General features: G+C 32.8%; 22 protein-coding genes. 7 read left to right on the top strand and 15 right to left on the bottom strand.

Translation table 11 applies throughout. The annotated features are described in order from the left end of the window. Position 1: 1 nt before the first annotated feature. On the top strand, positions 2 to 613 hold the full coding sequence (locus BUA46_RS10885) for a MarC family protein (RefSeq protein WP_019387786.1): 612 nt from the start codon (positions 2 to 4) through the stop codon (positions 611 to 613). Positions 614 to 697: 84 nt separating this feature from the next. Here the strand turns inward: BUA46_RS10885 and BUA46_RS10880 are convergent, their stop codons facing one another. Beyond that, entirely contained in the window at positions 698 to 1174 is a 477-nt protein-coding gene (locus BUA46_RS10880) for an Hsp20/alpha crystallin family protein (protein ID WP_019387785.1), read from the bottom strand. A 344-nt stretch (positions 1175 to 1518) separates the two neighbouring features. Here BUA46_RS10880 and BUA46_RS10875 point away from each other — a divergent pair, with 344 nt between their 5' ends. Both BUA46_RS10875 and BUA46_RS10870 read left to right on the top strand, forming a co-directional pair. Next, on the top strand, positions 1519 to 2322 hold the full coding sequence (locus tag BUA46_RS10875) for a helix-turn-helix domain-containing protein (RefSeq protein ID WP_019387784.1): 804 nt from the start codon (positions 1519 to 1521) through the stop codon (positions 2320 to 2322). A gap of 83 nt (positions 2323 to 2405) precedes the next feature. Further along, entirely contained in the window at positions 2406 to 2951 is a 546-nt protein-coding gene (locus BUA46_RS10870; protein ID WP_019387783.1) for a cupin domain-containing protein, read from the top strand. A 28-nt stretch (positions 2952 to 2979) separates the two neighbouring features. Here the strand turns inward: BUA46_RS10870 and BUA46_RS10865 are convergent, their stop codons facing one another. The 3 genes from BUA46_RS10865 to BUA46_RS10855 are packed head-to-tail and all read right to left on the bottom strand — an operon-like array spanning position 2980 to position 5426. After that, complete coding sequence (locus BUA46_RS10865; protein WP_019387782.1) at positions 2980 to 4059, bottom strand: hypothetical protein; 1080 nt, start codon at positions 4057 to 4059, stop codon at positions 2980 to 2982. A gap of 49 nt (positions 4060 to 4108) precedes the next feature. Beyond that, positions 4109 to 4840 (bottom strand): hypothetical protein, encoded by a 732-nt coding sequence (locus tag BUA46_RS10860; protein WP_019387781.1) that lies wholly within the window; start codon positions 4838 to 4840, stop codon positions 4109 to 4111. Further along, a complete protein-coding gene (locus BUA46_RS10855) occupies positions 4827 to 5426 on the bottom strand; it encodes an RNA polymerase sigma factor (protein WP_019387780.1) in 600 nt (199 codons plus the stop codon). Before BUA46_RS10855 ends, BUA46_RS10860 begins: the two co-directional genes overlap by 14 nt. 317 nt (positions 5427 to 5743) lie before the next feature. On the opposite strand from BUA46_RS10855, the gene BUA46_RS10850 reads away from it, so the two are divergent. The 3 genes from BUA46_RS10850 to BUA46_RS10840 are packed head-to-tail and all read left to right on the top strand — an operon-like array spanning position 5744 to position 9085. After that, positions 5744 to 7186 (top strand): circularly permuted type 2 ATP-grasp protein, encoded by a 1443-nt coding sequence (locus tag BUA46_RS10850; RefSeq protein ID WP_019387779.1) that lies wholly within the window; start codon positions 5744 to 5746, stop codon positions 7184 to 7186. 18 nt (positions 7187 to 7204) lie between these two features. Then, positions 7205 to 8128, top strand: coding sequence for an alpha-E domain-containing protein (locus BUA46_RS10845; protein WP_019387778.1), 924 nt, complete (start codon positions 7205 to 7207; stop codon positions 8126 to 8128). Positions 8129 to 8131: 3 nt separating this feature from the next. Continuing rightward, the gene (locus tag BUA46_RS10840) at positions 8132 to 9085 is read left to right on the top strand and encodes a transglutaminase family protein (protein ID WP_019387777.1); all 954 of its coding nucleotides are present in this window, start codon (positions 8132 to 8134) and stop codon (positions 9083 to 9085) included. Here the strand turns inward: BUA46_RS10840 and BUA46_RS10835 are convergent, their stop codons facing one another. From BUA46_RS10835 to rsgA, 10 genes are all read right to left on the bottom strand, one after another. Then, positions 9086 to 10063, bottom strand: a complete 978-nt coding sequence (locus BUA46_RS10835) for a polyprenyl synthetase family protein (protein ID WP_019387776.1) — start codon at positions 10061 to 10063, stop codon at positions 9086 to 9088. It lies immediately after the preceding gene. 36 nt (positions 10064 to 10099) lie between these two features. Continuing rightward, positions 10100 to 11140, bottom strand: a complete 1041-nt coding sequence (gene rlmN / locus BUA46_RS10830) for a dual-specificity RNA methyltransferase RlmN (RefSeq protein ID WP_019387775.1) — start codon at positions 11138 to 11140, stop codon at positions 10100 to 10102. Between the two features lie 254 nt (positions 11141 to 11394). Then, complete coding sequence (queA, locus tag BUA46_RS10825) at positions 11395 to 12444, bottom strand: tRNA preQ1(34) S-adenosylmethionine ribosyltransferase-isomerase QueA (protein WP_019387774.1); 1050 nt, start codon at positions 12442 to 12444, stop codon at positions 11395 to 11397. A gap of 90 nt (positions 12445 to 12534) precedes the next feature. Then, positions 12535 to 13758 carry a 3-phosphoshikimate 1-carboxyvinyltransferase gene (aroA, locus tag BUA46_RS10820; protein ID WP_019387773.1) on the bottom strand — a complete coding sequence of 408 codons (1224 nt, stop codon included), beginning with the start codon at positions 13756 to 13758 and terminating at the stop codon, positions 12535 to 12537. A gap of 113 nt (positions 13759 to 13871) precedes the next feature. Then, positions 13872 to 14198: a nucleotide pyrophosphohydrolase gene (locus BUA46_RS10815; protein WP_019387772.1), complete on the bottom strand. Its 327-nt coding sequence runs from the start codon at positions 14196 to 14198 to the stop codon at positions 13872 to 13874. Next, positions 14198 to 16216 (bottom strand): transglutaminase family protein, encoded by a 2019-nt coding sequence (locus BUA46_RS10810; RefSeq protein ID WP_019387771.1) that lies wholly within the window; start codon positions 16214 to 16216, stop codon positions 14198 to 14200. The genes BUA46_RS10815 and BUA46_RS10810 overlap by 1 nt, the downstream gene beginning before the upstream one ends. A gap of 5 nt (positions 16217 to 16221) precedes the next feature. Next, complete coding sequence (locus tag BUA46_RS10805; protein WP_019387770.1) at positions 16222 to 18132, bottom strand: DUF3857 domain-containing transglutaminase family protein; 1911 nt, start codon at positions 18130 to 18132, stop codon at positions 16222 to 16224. 61 nt (positions 18133 to 18193) lie between these two features. Then, the gene (locus BUA46_RS10800; RefSeq protein ID WP_019387769.1) at positions 18194 to 18730 is read right to left on the bottom strand and encodes a metal-dependent hydrolase; all 537 of its coding nucleotides are present in this window, start codon (positions 18728 to 18730) and stop codon (positions 18194 to 18196) included. After that, entirely contained in the window at positions 18730 to 19182 is a 453-nt protein-coding gene (gene dtd, locus BUA46_RS10795) for a D-aminoacyl-tRNA deacylase (RefSeq protein ID WP_019387768.1), read from the bottom strand. Before dtd ends, BUA46_RS10800 begins: the two co-directional genes overlap by 1 nt. Before the next feature lie 42 nt (positions 19183 to 19224). Continuing rightward, positions 19225 to 20175: a ribosome small subunit-dependent GTPase A gene (gene rsgA, locus BUA46_RS10790; protein WP_019387767.1), complete on the bottom strand. Its 951-nt coding sequence runs from the start codon at positions 20173 to 20175 to the stop codon at positions 19225 to 19227. 87 nt (positions 20176 to 20262) lie between these two features. Between rsgA and BUA46_RS10785 the strand changes: the two genes are divergently transcribed. Next, complete coding sequence (locus BUA46_RS10785; protein ID WP_019387766.1) at positions 20263 to 20913, top strand: hypothetical protein; 651 nt, start codon at positions 20263 to 20265, stop codon at positions 20911 to 20913. Positions 20914 to 20995: 82 nt separating this feature from the next. Here BUA46_RS10785 and BUA46_RS10780 read toward each other — a convergent pair whose 3' ends face one another. Next, on the bottom strand, positions 20996 to 22078 hold the full coding sequence (locus BUA46_RS10780) for a bifunctional 3-deoxy-7-phosphoheptulonate synthase/chorismate mutase type II (protein WP_019387765.1): 1083 nt from the start codon (positions 22076 to 22078) through the stop codon (positions 20996 to 20998). Positions 22079 to 22086 lie beyond the last annotated feature (8 nt).

Below are 22086 nucleotides of genomic sequence, written 5' to 3'. Positions count from 1 at the left end.
TATGGCAGAATATATAACCACCTTGTTTTTCATATTTGCAGTTATTGACCCGATTGGATCTATTCCTGTATATCTTGAAGCCACAAAGGAATTTGACATAGCACATAAGAAAAAAATTGCCATAAGAGCTTCGGTAATGGCTTTTTTTATCCTTCTGTTTTTTATTGTGATTGGGCAGTTAATTTTAGAAGGTATGTCGGTTAGTCTAGATGCTTTTCAAATTTCAGGAGGCGTTATTCTATTCCTTTTCGCATTAACAATGATATTTGGCGATGGTAAACCAGAGCAAGAAAAAAACAGAATTACAGACTATAAACATGTTACCATATTTCCAATAGCCATACCTTCAATAGCGTCCCCAGGAGCAATAATGGCCGTAGTTTTAATGACTGATAATCATATTTACACCATCCAGCAACAAAGTATTACAACCGGACTTGTATTGGTTGTAATTGGGATTACTTGCTTAATTCTTTTAACTGCAAATCATTTACAAGAGCGCATCGGGAGTTACGGAATTACAGTCATTAGTAAAATTATGGGGCTTATTCTCGCATCTTACGCAGTACAAAGTATTTTGAGTGGCATAAGTCATTACTTTGGGCATGTGTAATACATGAAAAGCATGTTTAATATAAAAGGAGGCCAAAATATGTACCTCCTTTTATGTAATTAAATCCCAAAATGACTTTATCAATTATGAAATTTTAATACTTCTAGCTGGTTTTTGTTTTGCTTCTTCTTTTTTAGGCAAATGCACTGTTAAAATACCTTCATTGTATTTCGCATTTATTTTATCATCATCAACACTTTCTGGCAGTGTAAACGATCTTTTAAAAGAAGCATAACCAAACTCGCGTCTTGTGTAATTCTCTTCTTCAAGCTCTTTTTCATCTTTCGTTTCAGTTGAAATAGAAAGAACTTGATTATCAATGTCTATATGGAAATCTGATTTTTTTAGTCCGGGAACCGCCATTTCTACAAGATATGCATCAGCAGTTTCTTTTATATTAACTTTCGGTAAAGACATACCGGTATTAAAATTTGAGGTAAATACCGAAGGTAAATCTCTATTGAATAAATCATCTATCCAGTTAGACCAATTTGGGAAGCTTACATTTGAATTACTGTTTGATAAACTTCCGTTTTTAGGAACATTAACTAAGTTGCTCATAATTACAAAATTTTAAATTAAACATGATTTCAAATTTGAAAATATTATTTTTTCATTGAGTGTAATGCAAAAAAAATACCAAAATAAAAATGACATAAAAACATGATTAATTTCTTAAAATTTCAGAATAATTGTCATTTTTTCATTAGTCAAAATGTCATATTGACACTGATACTTAGGCTCTTAAGTTTTTCTGTTTTCTATTCAGATAATATTTATTAAATTAGGTGTTCAACCAACATTAACTCATATTATAATACCTAATCTTCTGCATATAGTAAACGATACAAAATATTCTAAATCAATAACTGTAAATCTTAATCAGGCTATTTAATTTGTAAAATATGATTGAAGATTCAATTAACATATCGCAAATAATTAAAGAGATTACAGTAAAACCCAATAGTGAAAACTATGCTTTTTGTTGGATTAAAAACAAAATAAAGGGCATTGAATTAAATGGTGTTTTCTATAAGGATGTCTCTAATTCTATTTTTTTCTTAGACCCAAGACATCAATGGAAGGTATTGAAAAAAGACAGTTCAACCTCTGCCGGCTATATTTTATATTTGTCTAAAACAGTTTTGAATAATCCGGCGTTAAGCAATCTTCATATCAATAAGGTAAGACTTTTTAACTCTGGCGAAATTCCTCTTTTTAAATTAAGTCCAGGAATTGAGAAAAGAACTCAGGCCATACTTGAAATGATTGATGAACTTGCAGGTTCTCATCTCAATCATAAAGAGGATGCTATACTTTCTTTACTTTACACCTTTTTTGTTTATTGCGACGGGCAATGTAATATTAAATCGGTAGCCTCGAACAACAACTCTAAATCCAATATTGTATATAAATTTAAAACGCTTGTTGACGCACATGTTTTAGAAAATCATGATGTAGCTTATTATGCCAAACTTTTAAATATTACACCTAAATATCTTAATGAATGTGTCCAAGAAGTACTTTCTGTGAGCTCAAAAAGCATTGTTATAGAACAATTACTTATGCGATCCAGACACGCATTAAAATTCTCAGATAAATCAATAAAAGAGATTAGTTTTGATTTAGGTTTTTCTTCACCCGATTATTTCAGTTACTTTTTTAAAACTCATACAGGAATAACCCCTTCGGCATTGCGAAAGGGGTAGGAATTCCTAAATTCTAAGAGATTACTGTGATTTTCACATGGCAATGAGACAATTGAAAGTGTAAATTGCAATAAAACAAAATCATGGACCGTAAAAAATTCATTCAAACTACAGGTATAGGTTTAGGCCTTGCGCTAGTTCCTAAATTGCTTCAAGGCCAAAATCAAGAAGCCAAAAACACATTTTCTACTAATGCCAAACCTAAAATTGTTAAAGATTCAGAAGGTGATGTATTAAACGTTATTGGCGATATACAAACCCACAAACTAGTTGGAAGCGATACTGGAAACCAAATAGTAGAATGGGTTGATAATGTTGAACCAGGTGTTGGTATTCCTCCTCATATTCACACCTTAGAAGATGAAATATTTAGAGTTATTAAAGGCCAAATTGAAATCATGGTAGATGGACAAGCTACTATTTTAAATCCTGGTGATGTGGCTTTTGCTCCTAAAAACGTTCCCCATTCATGGAAAGTAATAGGAACTGAAAAAGCTAAAATGATGACTTCAGCTTTTCCAGCTGGTATCGAATTGATGTTTCAAGAAATAGCAAAATTACCTCCAGGACCACCAGATTTTGAAAAAGTTACAGAAATTTGTGGCAGACACGGCATTAGTTTTCTGTAAACAAAATGACTTCGAATAAAAACCCGTTCTAATCCATATCAAATCGAATTCCTAACGAAATATTATTCTGGTCTATCGTCTGGTTTTTAAATATAGGTGACAAATCGTACTTAACATAAAGTGCCACATCATCAAATGCGATATAGCTACTTAAACCATAAACGAGGTTTGTAGTATTGAACGAACGCTTTTGTTTGTCTTTAATGCGCTCTCCATCCAGTTCATATTTCAATTTCTGTCTTGTTCCTATATTGAAACCTGCGTAACCCCCAATGCCAATTTTAAATTGATTTTTTGTGGAATATCTAAAATAAGTATCCTTATCAATTCGTTTTGAAGGGCCAAATTCAAAATGCACAGGAAATACTAAATTGGTAATAGAAAGTTTAGATTTTTTAAGTTTTTCTGGGAATTCTTCTAAATAAGTCTCGCCTTCATTCTGAACAAAATATTGATTATCGGTAGGTTTTAATCCATTAATTTGAAGAGAATACCCGTATTTCAATCTCAAGAAATTTGAGTTCTTAAATACTCTTGTTTTCCACGCCCAACCTATTTCGAAGAATCGAGAACCTCCAAATTTATAAGGCGAATCATCTAATTTTTCACCATCAATAATGGCATTATTTAAACCAAAGGCTAATACAAAATCGCTGGAAGTTCGTAAATCGTATTTCTTAGGTTTGTTTTTATAATTAATTTTTACACCTGCAAAACTGTCGTCATTTCCACCAATACTAAAACCAACTCTCGATAAATCCTCTTCATTGTTGATGTGATACCCTTCATCATTCCGTTCTAATAAAGAAATTTTATTGTTTATAATGTCCAACCGGTTCTCAATATTTAGAGCGCGCTTTTTTGCCAATTGCTTTTTAAGATTTTCTGCTTCCTTTTGGGTAATCTCACCATTGCTTAAACGTGAATTAATAATTTCAACTTCTGCTTTTAAGAAATTACGTTCTTCTTCTTTAATGAGCTCTTTAATATCTTCTAATGTTTCTATTTTATACTTATTATTAACGTTTCTAATGGTGTCTTGAGCATAAAGAAGTTGCATGCTTAAGGCCATGATAATAAGCACCACTTGTTTTGTAATTGTTTGCATAACTGTTCGTTTTGATTTTAATTAATTGATTTGATGATTGAATTTTTTATTAATCGTTACGTTGGGCAACTGCAGTTTTTACCGAATCGAAACTTGATTTTAAGGCTTCAAAAACCTTACTTCTAAAAGATTGATCTAGCTCTTGTTCAACGTCTTGAAGTAGTGCATTGGCATCAACCACATTTAGGGTTTCATTATTTAATCTATTTAATTTAATTTCTTTTTGGGCTTCAATTAACAGTTGCTCAATATCGGCATCTGTAATTTCTTGATTTTCATTTTTCATAATTAGAACTTGAGCTACAACATCTTGTATTTTCTGTTCTTCAAAGCTCAGTTCTTTCCTAGGTGTTTCAACAATACTTGTGGTTTTGGCTACTTCTTTTTTAGCCAATTCACTCTTTTTAACCACAGTAACAATATCTTGTTCTTTCTTTACATCATGAATTTCAATAGGACTTGCACTGAGGTCTTCAACGGCATTTAAATCTGTGTTTTCTAAAACAATAGCATTCGATTTTTCGTCCTGAATTACCTCTGGTGAATCGGCTATTTTTGGTATGCTAATTTCTTGAGTATTATCATTTAAGAACTGAGAAACCACAAATACAACACCAATAATGCTCGCGGCAATTCCAAGCCACCAAAATGCCTTATTATTTTGCTTTTTTTCTTGTACATCTAGCTTGTTAGATAGTTTGCTCCATGCATCAACCGATGGTGTTAAGGCTCTCTTTTCAAGCTTATCTTTTATGCTATTTTCAATATTATTTGGTGCCATAACTTAAGTTGTTTAATTTTTTTATTTTCTGCTGAAGCATTTTTCTAGCTTTAAATAATTGCGATTTTGATGTGCCCTCTGTAATTTGTAATAAGTTGGCAATTTCATGATGTTTATAACCTTCAATAGCATATAAAACAAATACCATTTTGTAGCCTTCGGGCAAATCATCAATAATTTGTTGTATTTCTGCTACTTCTAAATTAGTGTGAATGACATCAGTTAGCTGGTTATTAATTTCTATTTCTTCAGATAAAAACTCGACTTGCTTTTGTTGTCTTAAAAACGAAATAGATTCTCTTACCATAATGCGTCTTATCCAACCTTCAAAACTGCCTTCACTTTTAAAGCTTTTTAAATTTGAAAACACTTTAAAAAAACCGTTTAACATGGCTTCTTCAGCTTGCTGCAAATCTTTTATATAATATCTACACACACTTAACATTTTTGGAGCATGTAATTCAAAAAGTACATGCTGCGCTTCACGATTATTATTAATCGCTTTTTTTATCAACGCCGATTCGTTTTTATGTAACGGAATAACTTTCAAAAATGATTTTATGTGTCGATAACTCTTTTTTTTCATCGGTCAGAATTAATACTCATTTTAAGTATTTCAATAATTAGAAAATTAAAATATGAATATTTCATTGAGACTTCTATTTATAAAGACGTAAATTTTATATAAATGGTTGCCTGCAGTATAAAATTTTTTTAAGAATTTTTTAAAGATTGGGGGTTTTCATGTTATCAGATTTAGAAAATAACAAAATTTCGCAGTGTTTTTCTTCAAATACAAAATAATATTCAACAAAATAAAGTAAACAATGACTTATTTATTAAAAAACCTTAAATTGATTAATAATATATTACAATCTTTCTACTTTTAAAAAGCAAATATATATGACAAACGACGCGCTATCTTCTACATACGAATTAGTCCCTAAAACATGGGATGAAATGCATACAGATCCTACGAATATTAGATCGCAATACGATGTTATAAATGCATATCTTAAAAAAACCTCACCCGATATTCTTTATAAAAAGGAAGAATTATCAAAACAGCTATTTATGAAGCAAGGGGTTACATTTACTGTATATAATGATAATGAAGGTATCGAAAAAATATTCCCTTTCGATATTGTACCAAGAATTATAACAGCAGCCGAATGGGATAAAATAGAAAGAGGTATCAAACAGCGCCTTAAAGCACTTAATTTATTCATTAAAGATATTTATAATGAACAATTTATAATTAAAGACGGTATTATTTCTGCCGAATTGATTTACTCATGCCCTAATTTTTTAAGAGAAATGAAAGGTGTGAAAGTGCCTTACGACGTTTATGTGCATATATCGGGAGTTGATTTAATACGGAATAATGATGGTGAATTTTATGTGCTTGAAGATAACTTAAGAACACCATCTGGGGTAAGCTACATGCTTGAAAATAGAGAAATTTCAAAACGATTATTTCCTGGTATTTTACCAAAAAGTAATGTTAGAGGGGTGTCAAACTACCCAAACATGCTTTATAAAAAATTGAAAGAACTCTCTATTAAACCTAACCCAAATATTGTGCTCTTAACTCCAGGTATTTATAATTCAGCATATTACGAGCATACTACATTAGCGAGACTTATGGGTATCGAACTTGTTGAGGGGAGTGATTTGGTAGTTAAAAACCATACGGTTTATATGAAAACCACAAATGGGTTAAAACAAGTTGATGTGATTTACAGACGCGTTGATGACGACTTTTTAGACCCACTAGAATTTAATGCTAAAAGTGTATTAGGTGTTGCCGGAATTATGGCAGCTTATAGAAAAGGTAATGTTAATATCGTAAATGCTCCTGGAACAGGAATTGCAGATGACAAGGCCATTTATATTTATGTGCCAGACATGATAAAATACTATTTGAAGGAAGAACCAATATTAAAAAATATAGAAACCTATCAATTGGGTAACCCAGAAGAGTATGATTACGTTGCTAAAAACATCAAAGACATGGTAATTAAAAAAACCGATGGTAGTGGTGGTTATGGTATGCTTATGGGGCATGAGGCCTCAGAAGCTGAAATAAAAGATTATTTAGAAAATGTAAAAAAGAAACCAGAAAATTTTATTGCACAACCTATTTTAAGATTGTCGACTGCGCCATGTTATATTGATGGGCAACTGACACCGCGTTGTATCGATTTACGCCCTTTTGCGCTTTCTGGTAGAGATGGTATTGATATTTGCCCTGGCGGACTTACCAGAGTCGCACTTAAAAAAGGATCATTAGTAGTTAACAGTTCTCAAGGAGGTGGTAGTAAAGACACTTGGGTACTTCAATAAATTTAAAAAAAACAATATATGTTAAGTAGAGTTGCAAATAACCTCATTTGGTTAGAAAGATACATGGAACGTGGCAATGGTATTTTAAGTTTATTAAAGGTAAACTTTTATGCCAATCAAGACTCTCCAGAACTGTTTTCTTGGACACCAATAATAAATAATTTCACGACTTCGGATAACGAATTTTATACTGAAGACGCCATTGAATGCATTGATTTTATGATTTTCAATCTTGACAATTCTAATTCGCTTCTTAATATTGTTACTCGGGCTCGAGAAAATGCCCGAAGCGTTCAAGAACACATATCAAGAGAAATGTGGTTGTGCATCAATAACTATTATTTGCATCTTACTCGTAAAGATTTGCCTAAAAAACTCAAAGAAGAGGACCCTGTTCAATTTTTGGAAGAGTTAAAAAGTCATCATTTAATTTATAACGGCACCTTAGACATCACGCAAGAGCGTGGTGCCTCTTATTATTTTTTGAACGTTGGTAAATATTTAGAACGTGTTATTCAAATTTCAGATTTTACGGTTCTGAAACTCGCCGACATAGGTAAAACAACCGATAAATTAGAACAAACCATTTATTGGAAAAACTTACTTTTATCTGTTGGAGGTTATCAGTTATATTTAAAAACACATAAATCTACCTTTAATGAAGACCATGTTATAAAAATGGTATTTCAAGACAAATTATTCCCAAGGTCTGTGTATTACTGTGTTAATAAGTTAAATAAACATATCAATCAATTGATAGAAAGTAACGAGCTTGAGAAAAATAATTTAGAATTTTTACTAGGAAAGCTTGAAAGCACAATTAAATACACTACTATTGAAAGTATTAATGCTCAAGGATTGCATAATTTTATAGATGATATTAAAGCAGATATTAGAAATATATCTTTGAATATCAATTCAGTTTACTTTTCTAATACTTAATTTATGGCGACTTTTTATATAAAACATATTACCAAATACACGTATAGTAAGGATGTTATTGATGGCGCTACATTAATTAGGCTCCACCCTATTAATGATGAATTTCAAAAAGTGAATTCGCATTTCCTAACCATTACCAATAATACTTTTGTTGAAACCTTTACCGATTTTTATAATAATCGTGTTGGTACTTTTATGATTACTGAACCACATAGTGAATTGGTTATAGAATCGGATGTTGAAGTTATCACTTTTGATAGAATTTTTCCGGATGATAGTGTAGATACACCATCACAATGGTTAGCCCTAAAAAAGTTAAAGCAAGACATTAATTTTATAGACTTTTTGCAGCATAGGCCATTTAGTGGTAGTCAAGATGTATTAAAACTAATAGAATATAAAAACTTAAAATCTAAATCGCCATACAAAGCTGTTTTAGAACTATGTGAATATATCTACCAAAATTTTAAATACCATAAAGGCATTACTAACGTGGATTCTTCTATTGAAGAAGTATGGAAATTAAAGGCTGGTGTTTGTCAGGATTTTACTGTTTTACTTTTGCAAATGGTTAGAATGTTAGGGATTCCTGCCCGTTATGTAAGCGGCTATATTTGCCCTAATGATGCAATTACACGTGGTGAAGGCGCTACCCATGCATGGATTGAGGCGTACATTCCATTTTATGGCTGGCTAGGTATTGACCCTACAAATAATGCCATCGCTAATGAAAATCACGTGCGATTAGCCATAGGAAGAAATTATAACGATTGCTCGCCAGTAAAGGGTGTTTTTAAAGGAAAAGTAGAAGCAGAATTGCATGTTAAGGTTCATGTGAGCACATCAAAAAACATGGTGAATAGCACGACTCAAACTGATAATTTCATTCCATTAGAAACGGACAACAGTTTCCAACAAAACTTAGAGCGTATTCAACAGCAACAAATGCAGCAATAATTATTTTTTTCTATCGATAACATAATTCACCATAAGAATTAGTGAACTTTTAAATTCCGATTCGGGGTAGATATTTAATAGTTGAAGTGCTTCCTGCTGAAACGATTTCATTTTAGTTACCGCATAGTCTAAGCCATTATTTTGTTTTACAAAAGCAATAACTTCTTTAACTCGCTTAACATCTTTATTATGGTTTTTAATGGAATTAATAAGCCATTTTTTGTCTTTTTTTGAGGCCTGATTTAACACATATATTAAAGGCAGTGTCATTTTTTGCTCTTTTATATCTATACCTGTAGGCTTTCCTATCTGCTCTTCGCCATAATCAAACAAATCATCTTTTATTTGAAACGCCATTCCTATTAACTCACCAAATTTGCGCATCGTTTCAACATGTTGCGATTCTGGCTTTACCGAAGCGGCGCCCAAACTACAGCAAGCGGCAATTAAAGTTGCCGTTTTTTGACGAATAATTTCGTAATAAATAGCTTCTGTAATGTCTAATTTTCTTGCTTTCTCAATTTGTAGCAATTCGCCCTCACTCATTTCACGAACGGCTATCGAGATGATTTTAAGCAGGTCAAAATCGTTATTATCAATAGAAAGCAATAAGCCTTTTGAGAGCAGAAAATCGCCAATTAAAACGGCAATTTTATTCTTCCAAAGGGCATTTACAGAAAAGAACCCTCTCCTGCGATTACTATCGTCAACCACGTCATCGTGCACTAAAGTTGCCGTATGAATTAATTCTATAACCGATGCCCCACGATAAGTACGCTCGCTCACCTCGCCATTTGATACCATTTTGGCCACAAGAAACACAAACATAGGTCGCATTTGTTTGCCTTTTCGATTGACAATGTAATGCGTAATCCTATTTAACAAAGCCACTTTACTTGACATAGAAAGCTGGAACTTTTGCTCGAAAAGATCCATTTCGTAGGCTATAGGTTGCTTTATTTGTTCTACTACTTTCAATTGGTTGGTTTAAAAGACGTTCAAATATAAGTTTATTTAAGATTTATTAGCCAATTGTCCGCAAGCGGCATCAATATCTTTTCCTCTACTGCGTCTAACAGTTACCGTAATATTGTTTGCTTCAAGTACTTTTACATACATTTCTAAGGCTTTCGAATTGGCTTGTTGAAATTCACCATCGTCAATAGGATTGTATTCAATAAGATTGACTTTACTAGGCGCAAATTTACAGAACTCAACAAGGGCATCTACATCTTTTCTTTTGTCGTTGATGCCATCCCAAACCACATACTCGTAAGTAATTCGGTTTTTAGTTTTTGAATACCAATATTGAAGTGCTTCTCTTAAATCGTTAAGCGGAAAAGTGGCATTAAACGGCATGATGGATGTTCGCACCTCATCGATGGCTGAGTGTAAAGACACTGCAAGTTTGAATTTCACATCGTCGTCGGCCATTTTTTTAATCATTTTTGGCACGCCTGAAGTTGACACTACAATGCGTTTAGGCGACATACCTAATCCTTCTGGTGATGTTATTTTGTCTATGGCTTTAATAACATTATTATAGTTCATAAGCGGTTCGCCCATACCCATAAAAACAATATTACTTAACGGACGATTATGATATAATCTGCTCTCGTTATCGATAGCGACAACTTGATCGTAAATTTCGTCTGGATTCAGATTTCGCATACGTTTTAAGCGTGCCGTTGCACAAAACTTACAATCTAAACTACAGCCTACCTGACTTGACACACAGGCTGTTGTTCTGGTTTTTGTTGGAATTAAAACAGACTCGACTATTAAACCATCATGTAATTGTACTGCATTTTTAATGGTTCCGTCTGAACTACGTTGCATCTGATCGACTTTGATATGATTAATAACAAAATGATCTTCTAGCATTTGGCGCGTTTCTTTAGAAACGTTGGTCATATCCTCGAAAGTATGTGCTGCTTTTTGCCAAAGCCACTCGTAAACCTGATTGCCACGAAAGGCCTTATCGCCTTGATTCACGAAGAATTCTCGGAGTTGCTCTTTGGTTAATGCGCGTATGTCTTTTTTCTTGATTTCCATGTTTTAATCCTGAAACTTGGATTAATTATAATCGATTAGTTGCAAAAGTAAGCAAAGGTTTTACGATTGCCGAATTACTGATTGACGATTTTTAAATGCGAGCAGTAATTTGCATTAGGGATTGAACGGCATGTTTAAGCTCGCCGACGCAGGAGGAAGCGAGTAGTGAAAGCCCGCCCCCTGTGGAATGCCCAAATAATTCATAAAAAAAGTCCCGCTAAAACGGGACCCTTTTATATTTAAAACCTTAGCTTTTAGATGATTAACATAGCATCACCGTAGCTATAGAATTTGTAGCCTTCTTTGATAGCCTCGTCGTAAGCACGTTTGATAAATTCGTGACCTGCGAATGCTGAAACCATCATTAACAGTGTTGATTTTGGCGTGTGAAAGTTAGTAATCATGGCATTTGGAATGCTAAATTCGTAAGGTGGGAAAATAAATTTGTTGGTCCACCCGTCGAATTCGTTAAGTAAACCGCTTGACGAAACCGAGCTTTCTACAGCACGCATAACGGTAGTCCCAACGGCACATACGCGACGTTTTTCTTTAATTGCAGTGTTTACTATTTCAACAGCTTTAGAATCAATTGTTAGCTCTTCGCTATCCATTTTATGTTTAGACAAATCTTCAACCTCAACAGGATTAAAAGTTCCTAAACCAACGTGAAGCGTCACTTCTGCAAATTTTACACCTTTAATCTCTAAACGTTTTAATAAGTGTTTTGAGAAGTGAAGACCTGCGGTAGGAGCCGCTACAGCACCTTCGTTTTTAGCAAATATAGTTTGGTAGCGCTCTTCATCTTGAGGCTCTACATCTCTTTTGATGTATTTTGGAAGTGGTGTTTCTCCTAATTCGTTAAGTTTGATACGGAATTCTCTGTACGACCCATCGTATAAGAAACGTAATGTACGCCCTCTTGATGTAGTGTTATCAATAACCTCTGCAACTAAAGTATCATCGTCTCCAAAATAAAGCTTGTTACCAATTCTTATTTTACGAGCCGGATCTACTAAAACATCCCAAAGGCGTTGTTCCTCGTTTAATTCTCTTAACAAAAACACTTCTATTCTTGCACCTGTTTTTTCTTTATTACCATAAAGTCTAGCTGGAAATACCTTGGTGTTATTTAGCATTAAAACGTCATCTTCATCAAAATAATCGATGATATCTTTGAACATTTTATGCTCAATGGTTTGATCTTTTCTGTTCAAAACCATTAATCGAGATTCATCTCTATTCTCTGCAGGATATTCTGCTAATAACTCGCTTGGTAACTCAAAGCCGAAGTGTGATAATTTCATAAATTATTTAATTTTTTAGGCGTGTTTAATTTTTACAAGATTGCAAATATACAATCTGAAGATAGGGGTTGTCAAGTAAATGCGTGATTATTATTTAGTTATTTGAAAACCAATAGATTTTAAGTCGTCCCAAAAGGTTGGATAGGACTTTGATACCACCATAGCATCTTCAATAACAATTGAGGTTTTTAGAGCTAAAGGTGCAAATGCCATTGCCATTCTATGATCGTTATAAGTGGCTATAGACACCATAGATTTAATTGCTGTTGATGCTGCCAAATGCAACGATTTATCAGTGATTTTTACGCTACCACCTAATTTTTCAATTTCTGTTTTTAAAGCGACCAGTCTGTCGGTTTCTTTAATTTTCAAGGTATGTAAGCCGGTTAAATCGCAAGGTATGCTTAAAGCAAAACAGGTAACTGCAATGGTTTGTGCTATATCTGGTGCGTTTTTTAAATCTAGATTAAGCGGTGTTAAAGTCGTGTTCTCCTTTGTTAAGGTTACCGAATTTTCATGAAACTGCGCAGAAACTCCGAAGTGTTTGTAAATTGAAACTAATGCCGAATCGCCTTGTAGTGAATGTTCTTTATAAGATGATAAAGTAATTTCAGTACCCACAGGACTTAAAGCTGCGATACTAAAATAGTATGACGCCGATGACCAATCAGACTCCACAGTTAGTGTTTTAGGCTCTAACTTATTTGAATTAGGTTTTACAGTAATTGTATTTTCTTTAAAAGTTGATTCTACGCCAATTTCGTCTAATAAACTTAAGGTCATTTTTATATATGGCACCGAGGTAATTTCGCCTTCAAGTGTTAATTCGATACCGTTTTCTAATTTTGAAGCTATCAATAACAACGCTGAAATGTATTGACTACTTACATTTGCATTTAATGATACCTTGTTTTTGGTAAGTTTTTTTCCAATTATTTTTATTGGAGGGAAGCCATCATTTTCCACATAACTTATTTCGGCGCCTAATTCTTTTAAGGCTTCAACCAAAATTTTAATGGGGCGCTCCTTCATACGTTTAGAACCGGTAAGTACCGTTTCTCTCCCTTCTTGAATAGAAAAATAAGCAGTTAAAAACCGCATTGCAGTACCTGCGTGATGAATATCTACCACTTTAGATGAAGATTTTAATGCGTTGGTCATTAAATTACTATCATCAGAATTTGAAACATTGTTCAATTCTATTTCTGGGTATAACGCTTGTAATAGCAACAATCTGTTAGATTCACTTTTTGAACCTGTAATTTTTATAGACGATTGTTTTGCAATGTTAGATTTTTGAAGTGTAAAATGCATACTTATTTAAATCTCAATTAAAAGAAGCAGCAAATTTACTGGATAATGGATATTAATACTAAGTTATTTCGTGTTTTTTTTTGAGGTTTTACTTAAGTACGATTATAAAAATGTTATTTCAATTTTTCGTTATTATGATGCCTATCGTGGTCTCGTTTAGCTTTCTTATCCATTCTTTTGTTAAAAGCTTGTTGTAAATCGACATCGGTTTGGTTGGCTAAACATAGCAAAACAAAAAGCACATCGGCTAACTCTTCGCCTAAATCTTTATTTTTGTCGCTTTCTTTTTCGCTTTGTTCGCCGTATCTGCGGGAAATAATTCTAGCTACTTCCCCCACCTCTTCGGTAAGTTGCGCCATATTTGTAAGCTCGTTAAAATAGCGTACACCGTGTTCTTTTATCCAATTATCAACTTCTTGTTGCGCGTTTTGTATGTTCATTATGCTTTTGTTAAAACGATTTGTTCTGCTTCTTTTTCGATAAATTTATTAAAATATTCTTTTAAAGCATCATAATACAAAGGCGTAATAATAGAAGAATTAATTTTAGTTGAAATAATTAACTGGATAGAATTACCTTTTCCGGATATATTATACTTAAACTCTCCTAAATTATCTGGTAAAGCCATAGCAGATGGTTCTGGCATACTTTCCATTTTATAACCTTCTGGAATCGTAACTATGACTCTGTAAGTTGTTGACGATGGGTAACCAAAATCGACTGGAAATTCTCTTTTTTCTAATTTAAAAGGGTTTTCTGCTGTTCTTAAGAAAAATAGAGGTGAAAAATAGATCTTGTCGCCAATAATATCTGCTTGATTTTCTTTGAAAAAATTATACGATTCCATAACTGGTTTTGACAAATCGACATCGTTTTTTACAGCATAATCAGACACCTCTAATCCATTATATTTATTTTCTAATTTTTCTAAAAACTCTTCTTTATTAGCCTCAACATAGCGTTCTCTAAAATCTAGCGCCTTATGATTGGTTTTAACACTTCTAATCATGCCTTCAACACCACCCTCACTATCTAACTTTGCCATCATGGTAATTGTATTTTTAGAAGCCACACTAGGATACAAATCGATTAATTCTGAACTCCCATGCTCTGCGATGACCCTACCCTGCCAATTCAAGGCTCTTAGCGGTAAGACATTAGGTACTGAATACTTATTAGTTGCATCAAGCAGTACAACATTGCCATCAGGAAGTTTTACATAAGTAACCACATAATTATAGCCTTCTCTTGTTGGAAACAACGAAATACCATGACCTCTTGTACTCACCAAAACAGGATGCGCTTTTAGACCTGCATAACGTAGCATTGAAGTGAGCATTAAATTAATTTCGGCAACATTACCAACGCCTTCTTTAAAAGATTTTTTAACACCATCATCGGTATACTTTCCATAGTAACCGTTCCACTTAACTTTAGATTTTACGAAATCAAAAATAAGAGACATACGTCTTTCCGGGTCGGAAATTGAAGACACAATGTTATCTATGTCATCTTCGTAGTAACCCGTTCTATCCAATTCATCTCCAAAATTGGAGCTTTTAAAAATCGTTTCCACTACATCTTCCCAAGTTGTGGTATAATATTCTATTTGTGAATATGGAAATTTAGTATAAGAAAGTTCATATTTAATTGATGATCTGTAATTATTAATACTATTTACATATGGTTCATTTTTAAGTGCTGGAACATTTTCTATTTCATATTTACTTATTTTTGTAGAATAAGACACTTCTGAAGTATTAAAAGTAGTAGTGCTACTTGCAGAATATCCAGAGCCTTGATTTCTAGTTTTATTAACGAATCTGATATACTCCGTTTTACTATCTGTAGTAGGATTAACTGTTAAATATCCTTTTGTATTGATTCTAAAATTAAAGTACTCCGGAATTTCAATATTTGATTCTAATTTCTTTATTGGTATATCATGCTGAAAAACCAATTCATCAATATTAGACCAAAATGGGGAGGTAATTTGGTATTTATATTCAATGACAGAACCAGGCTTTATATTAGGCATAGTAAATTTCACCTTATTAAAATATTTATTAGTTTCAGAATTGAACATTCCCTTTTTAGTTAATTTTTCTTCTACTATTTTACCGTTTTCAAGATTATAGGTAAAAGCCTTTATTGGAGAAATAGACTCTTTAGTATTACCATTTTTATATAAGTTTAACTGTTTTGTTGCATAATCAAAACCATCTTTATTGTATATTTTTATACGCTCATGGATTTCTGTTTTTAACTCAAACCCGAGACCTTTAATGTAATCAAAGTAAGTCCGTCGGTTTTTATACAAATACGTTGCACTGGCAGAAGAATCTGAAGGGTTAAATTTTTCTTGAAGTTCTTCTTTGGATACGTCTCCAAAATCATAATCTTGTGCAAATGCGCTTAAAGTAAAGCTAAGGGCTATTATTAATGCTGAAATTCTCATGGATACTACTTTTTAATTAATGCTATTTTTGCGTTATCTTGTCTTGAAACTGTTTTATAAAACGATCTGAATTTTTCGTAATCTTCTTTGGGAAATTCGCCATCATTTACCTTAAACTCCCTTTTGTACAAAAGTTTGTTTTCGTCTATTTTTTCAATTTCCGTTTTATAATGTCCAAACTTATTTTCTATAGCAATGTTTTTAGGCATAGATTCTACTTTATAATCTGATGGTAACTCAATTTCAACTTCATCAATATCAACAAACCCACGACTCACTTTAAGTGGATAATTTCTATTTCTGTAACGATCTGGCACATGTGTACTTCTATTTAATGCATTTACAGTTAATAGCATTCGGTCTCCTATAACCTTAGAATAATTTGTAGCATTAAAACTTACTTGTTCAATAAATTGAATATCTTGTTTATCATTTTGAATATCCATACTTTCAATAGACATGCTATTAACATAGCGCCATCGTTTTTTGTAATGTTTATCTAAATCTCTTTCAGTTTCGGTTTCTAGCCAATATTTATCATCGTATTGAATCCCTTTTGAACCAACTATAACCTGCGCTTGTAGATTACCATCATTAGAAATACTATATTTTCCATTAATGGTTTGAATACTTTCTTCTGGGTTATACTTTTTTGTATGTTTTATTTCTCCACCATCGGTTGTAATGACTAACACATCTCTATCATCTGTGCTATTGGCTATAAAACCAAACGGCAATTTCTGACTGGTACATTCTAACCAGATATCTTCGTTATTTTCGGTGGGAATGTTTAGAAACACATGATTACCTTGCATTGAGGTAAAATCTTTTTCAATGCTTCTACCTTGAGTATATCTCCAAACCACGCAGTAATTAGATTTAACTCCAACAGCATTAAGAAGCGCCATTGTATAATTGGTAAGTCCTTTACAATCGCCATAGCCCAATTTATCAACATCAGATGCGTTAAAAGGTTTCCAGCCTCCAATACCCACTTGTACACTTATATATCGTGTTTTATCCTGTACATACTTGTATATTTTTTTTGCTTTCTCAATATCATTAGTTTCATCTTTAACTAGTTCCTGAATCATAGCAATAGTACTCTCAGGTAAATCGTGTGTATCTTTAATTAAATCATGATACATCCATTTTCCAAAATCATTCCAATTTTCAACTTTTGCCTGTACCCCTTCTAACGTAAACTGATTTGAAGCTAATAATACTTTTGGTGCTAGATCAAAAAACGCTGGTGCATATTTTTCTGGCTTAAATGCATTTATATTCTTGACTTTATATTTCAAAACCCCACTAGCTTCTTCTTTAATTAATTCATAATTATCAAAATTTCTCTCTAGTGTTCTAAGTGTAATTTCTGTTGGATAGTTAATTTGATACGTACTTCTTTCAATACTTAAAAAATAATCATCTATTGGCATAAAAGGCTGAATGAATGCTGTGTTATTGCTCACGGTTTCTGAGATGAATTCAACCGAATATGGATAGTCTACTGCGGTATATTCAAGATACTTGACTCTAGAATCAGAATACAATGTGCCACCATCAACTGCACTTACATCTTTAAAGTCGTTTTTCTTGAATTTATTAATCTGAGTTCCAAAATTATTATAAACTTTAACTTCTAAGTTTTTTATTTTAACATTGTTATCATAATGCACCACAGCATTAATCGCATCATCCCCTTCTTTGTTTAAAATTGTTACAACTCTTTTCTGAAGAACAGACATTTCATAAGAAGAATTTAAAGCTATCTGCACATGGTTATAACGAACCACAGCGTTGGCATTTCCTCGTAATTTTGATGGAATTGTTAAACTCGTGTATAAACTTTCTTGGGCTAAAACTTGAATGGAAAATAACAGCAGTAGAATGTAGGCTAAATTCGTTTTATGCATAAAAAATATCTTGTTGAAGCTTAAAAATATTGTTTTTATGCAAACGATTTTATGAGAAAAGTCATATTTCGTTGTAATGCGCGTTTTTTAGTTTATTTGCTAAAAATCTTACAATCAATAACAGAGAACACGGCACTAAAACATATTTTATTTCGCTTACAATAACTCGAAGCCCCCATTCTGAAAAAAACCTTCCCACACCCAATGGGGAAACTATAATACCTTGAAAAGAAAAGAAATGCCGACTATTATCAAAAGGAATAAAGAAGCCAACACCCATGCCGCCTGAGGTCATAGCATCTAAAACACCATGTGAAAGGGTGGTTAAAAAAATAACCATAAACCAAATGAGTTTATTTTTTCTACCAAAAGCCAACATTAATATGAGTGCCCAAATAATAGCAAAAAGTATAGAATGTGTAAAACCACGATGACCTAAGGGATGCTCGTATGGTATGCCCAATTTAAAAGTAAGCACATCAAAATCTGGTAAAATCGCAGAAAAAATAGCAGCAAATAACAACCACTTAACCTGTTTATTATCAATTAATTTAGTGAGTGTAAACCCAACAATACTGTGCCCGAATATTGAGGCCATTATTCTTTGTTTTTAGTATCAATAATAATAGTTACGGGTCCATCGTTTATTAACTCCACTTGCATATTCGCTCCAAATTGTCCGGTTTGAATGGTTTTTCCTAAATCTTTTTCTAGTTGTTTCACAAAACGCTCATACAACGGAATGGCTATATCTGGTTTTGCGGCTTTTATATAACTTGGGCGATTTCCTTTTTTTGTTGATGCTTGTAGTGTAAATTGACTTACTACAATGGCATCGCCTTTTACATCGAGTAACGAGGTATTCATGACACCGCTATCATCATTAAAAATTCGAATATTTACAATTTTATTAGCAAGCCAATTAATATCCTCTTGAGCATCTTCATTTATAATTCCTAATAAAATTAAAAGTCCGTTTTTTATTGAAGCCACTTGTTTGCCTTCAATAGTAACGCTCGCTTTTGAAACCCTTTGAATTACCGCTTTCATAGATTCTTAATTTCAGTAGGTATTTTAATATTCGTGATTTTATTATTGGTTCTCCCAAATATCGGTTCTGTAATGTTCATCTTCACCTTCTAAAATTTGCACATAACTTCTATAACGCGAATAGGCGATTTCATCATTCTCTAAAGCTTTTTTAACAGCACATTTGGGCTCTTTTAGGTGTAAACAATTATTGAATTTACAATCTTGTTTAAGTGCGAAAATTTCAGGAAAATAATCTCCAATTTCTTCGCGTTCCATATCTACTATTCCAAAACCTTTTATTCCTGGTGTGTCAATAATTTTTGCACCGAAACTCAAATCGAACATTTCGGCAAACGTAGTAGTATGTTGCCCTTGGCTATAAAGCGTTGAGATTTCTTTGGTTTTAATGTTTAATGTAGGTTCAATGGTATTAACTAAAGTTGATTTTCCAACTCCAGAATGACCAGAAAACATACTCACTTTATCCTGCATTAAGGCCTTTACTTTATCTACATTTTTGCCCGTAGTTGCGGAAACCCCAATACATTCGTACCCTATTTTGCGATAAATATGGGCTAAATATCGAACTTCATCAAGTGTTTCTTTATCGTAAGTATCAATTTTATTAAAAAGCAACACCGTTTTAATGGAATAAGCCTTGGCAGTTACCAAAAACCGATCTATAAAACTCGTTAACGTTGGTGGGTTATTAATGGTAATCATTAAAAACACCTGATCTAAATTAGCGGCGATGATATGAGTTTGCTTCGATAAGTTTACCGACTTCCTAACTATATAATTCTTCCTATCATGAATCTTATGAATAATTCCTGTTTCTTCATTGTTATCAGTTTCCAATTCAAAATCCACAAAATCTCCAACAGCAATAGGATTGGTGCTTTTTATACCTTTAAGACGAAATTTGCCTTTTATACGGCATTCGTACGTATGCCCCAATTGGGTTTTTACGGTATACCAACTTCCTGTAGATTTATAAACGTGTCCTGTCATAATATGTCCTCAAAAATAACTTAAATTAATTATTTTAAACGTAAGATTATACATATATTCGCTATCAAATTTTAAAACCTCAACAACATGAAAAAAATTTTATTTTCAATTTTTACCTTTATTTTTATTTTTAATCTAAATGCACAAACTAACCTTTATGAAAATCCTGAATTTGATGAAATAGCAAAAACTCATAAAATAATTGCAGTAGTTCCTTTTAAAACTCAAGTCAAATTGAGGCCTAAACAAATGAAAGATATGGACGATGAAAAACTCCACAGACTTGAAAAAGCTGAAGGAGAAGGAATTCAAACGGCTATGTACTCATGGTTTTTAAAAAGAAAAAAACGTGGAAAATTGAAAAACTTAGAAGTACAAGACCCAAAAGTAACTACCGCTTTACTCAAAAGAAAAAATATTAACTATGATAATATAACGGATTACACGCCTCAAGAGTTGGCAAAATTACTTGAAGTTGATGCTGTAATTTCAGGAGAATTTGAAACTAACAAACCAATGTCTGAAGGCGCATCTGTTGCTTTAGGCTTGGTATTAGGTTTCTGGGGTAGTACAAATAGTGCTATTGTAAATATGAGCGTTCATAATGCTGAAGATGGTGTTTTATTATGGAATTACAATAAAAAAGTGAGAGGCAGTATTGGCAGTTCACCTGAAGATCTAATAAATATCTTAATGCGCAAAGCATCAAGAAGATTAGCTTACACAAAAAGCAACTAGTTTTAACAACTACTAATTATAAAAAAGCCTCCTAAAATTAGGAGGCTTTTTTTATCGGAATTAATTGAATAGATAAATAAATTTATCCGTTTATAATTTTCTCTTGATGGTTTATAGATTCTTGATGAACCGCTTTAAACATTCTTAAGATAAACTCTTCACTTAAGCCATGTTGCTCTCCTTCTAATACCATTTTTCCTAAAATCTCGTTCCATCTTTTAGATTGTAAAACAGCAACATTTTTTTGCTTCTTAAGCTCACCAATGCTATCTGAAGATTTCATTCGCTTACCTAACAACTCTATAATTTGATTGTCAATCACATCAATTTGTGCTCTTAAATTACCTAAAGCACTATTGTATTCTGCTTCTGGATCAGTTTCTTTTTTAATTTTTAAATCTCTCATGATTTGTACTAAAGTAGATGGCGTAACCTGTTGAGCCGCATCACTCCAAGCATTATCTGGGTCGTAATGTGTTTCTATCATTAAGCCATCAAAATTTAAATCTAATGCCGTTTGAGACACATCAAAAATCATATCTCTTTTACCAGTAATATGCGACGGGTCGTTTATTAATGGAATATCTGGGAATTTATTTTGAAACTCGATAGCCATCTGCCATTCTGGATTATTTCTATACTTCGTTTTTTCATAAGTTGAAAACCCTCTATGGATGGCGCCAATATTGTTTACCCCTGCTTTGTATATTCTTTCGATACCTCCTAACCATAAAGCTAAATCAGGATTTACTGGGTTTTTAATTAATACAGGTTTATCAGTACCCTCTAAAGCATCTGCAATTTCTTGCATAATAAAAGGTGATACTGTAGATCGTGCACCAATCCAAAGCATGTCAATATCATGCTCTAAAGCTAGTTTTACATGAGCTGCATTTGCAACCTCAGTACAAACTTTCATTCCCGTTTCTGCTTTTACTTTTTGTAACCAATTTAAACCTAAAGCACCAACACCTTCAAACATACCTGGGCGTGTTCTTGGTTTCCAAATACCAGCTCTAAAATAGCTAACATCTGTGTTTTTTAAATCGTGAGCAATTTTTAATACTTGCTCTTCTGTTTCTGCACTACATGGACCTGCAATTACTAATGGATGATCTAATTTTAAATCATCTAACCAGGTTCTCATTTCTTTCTTGTTTTCCATAATTTAAC

It is taken from the genome of Algibacter luteus, assembly GCF_900141715.1.
Taxonomy (GTDB): Bacteria; Bacteroidota; Bacteroidia; order Flavobacteriales; family Flavobacteriaceae; genus Arenitalea; species Arenitalea lutea.
Note: the sequence above shows the minus strand (reverse complement) of the source record. Positions and strands in the feature narration are given on the sequence as shown.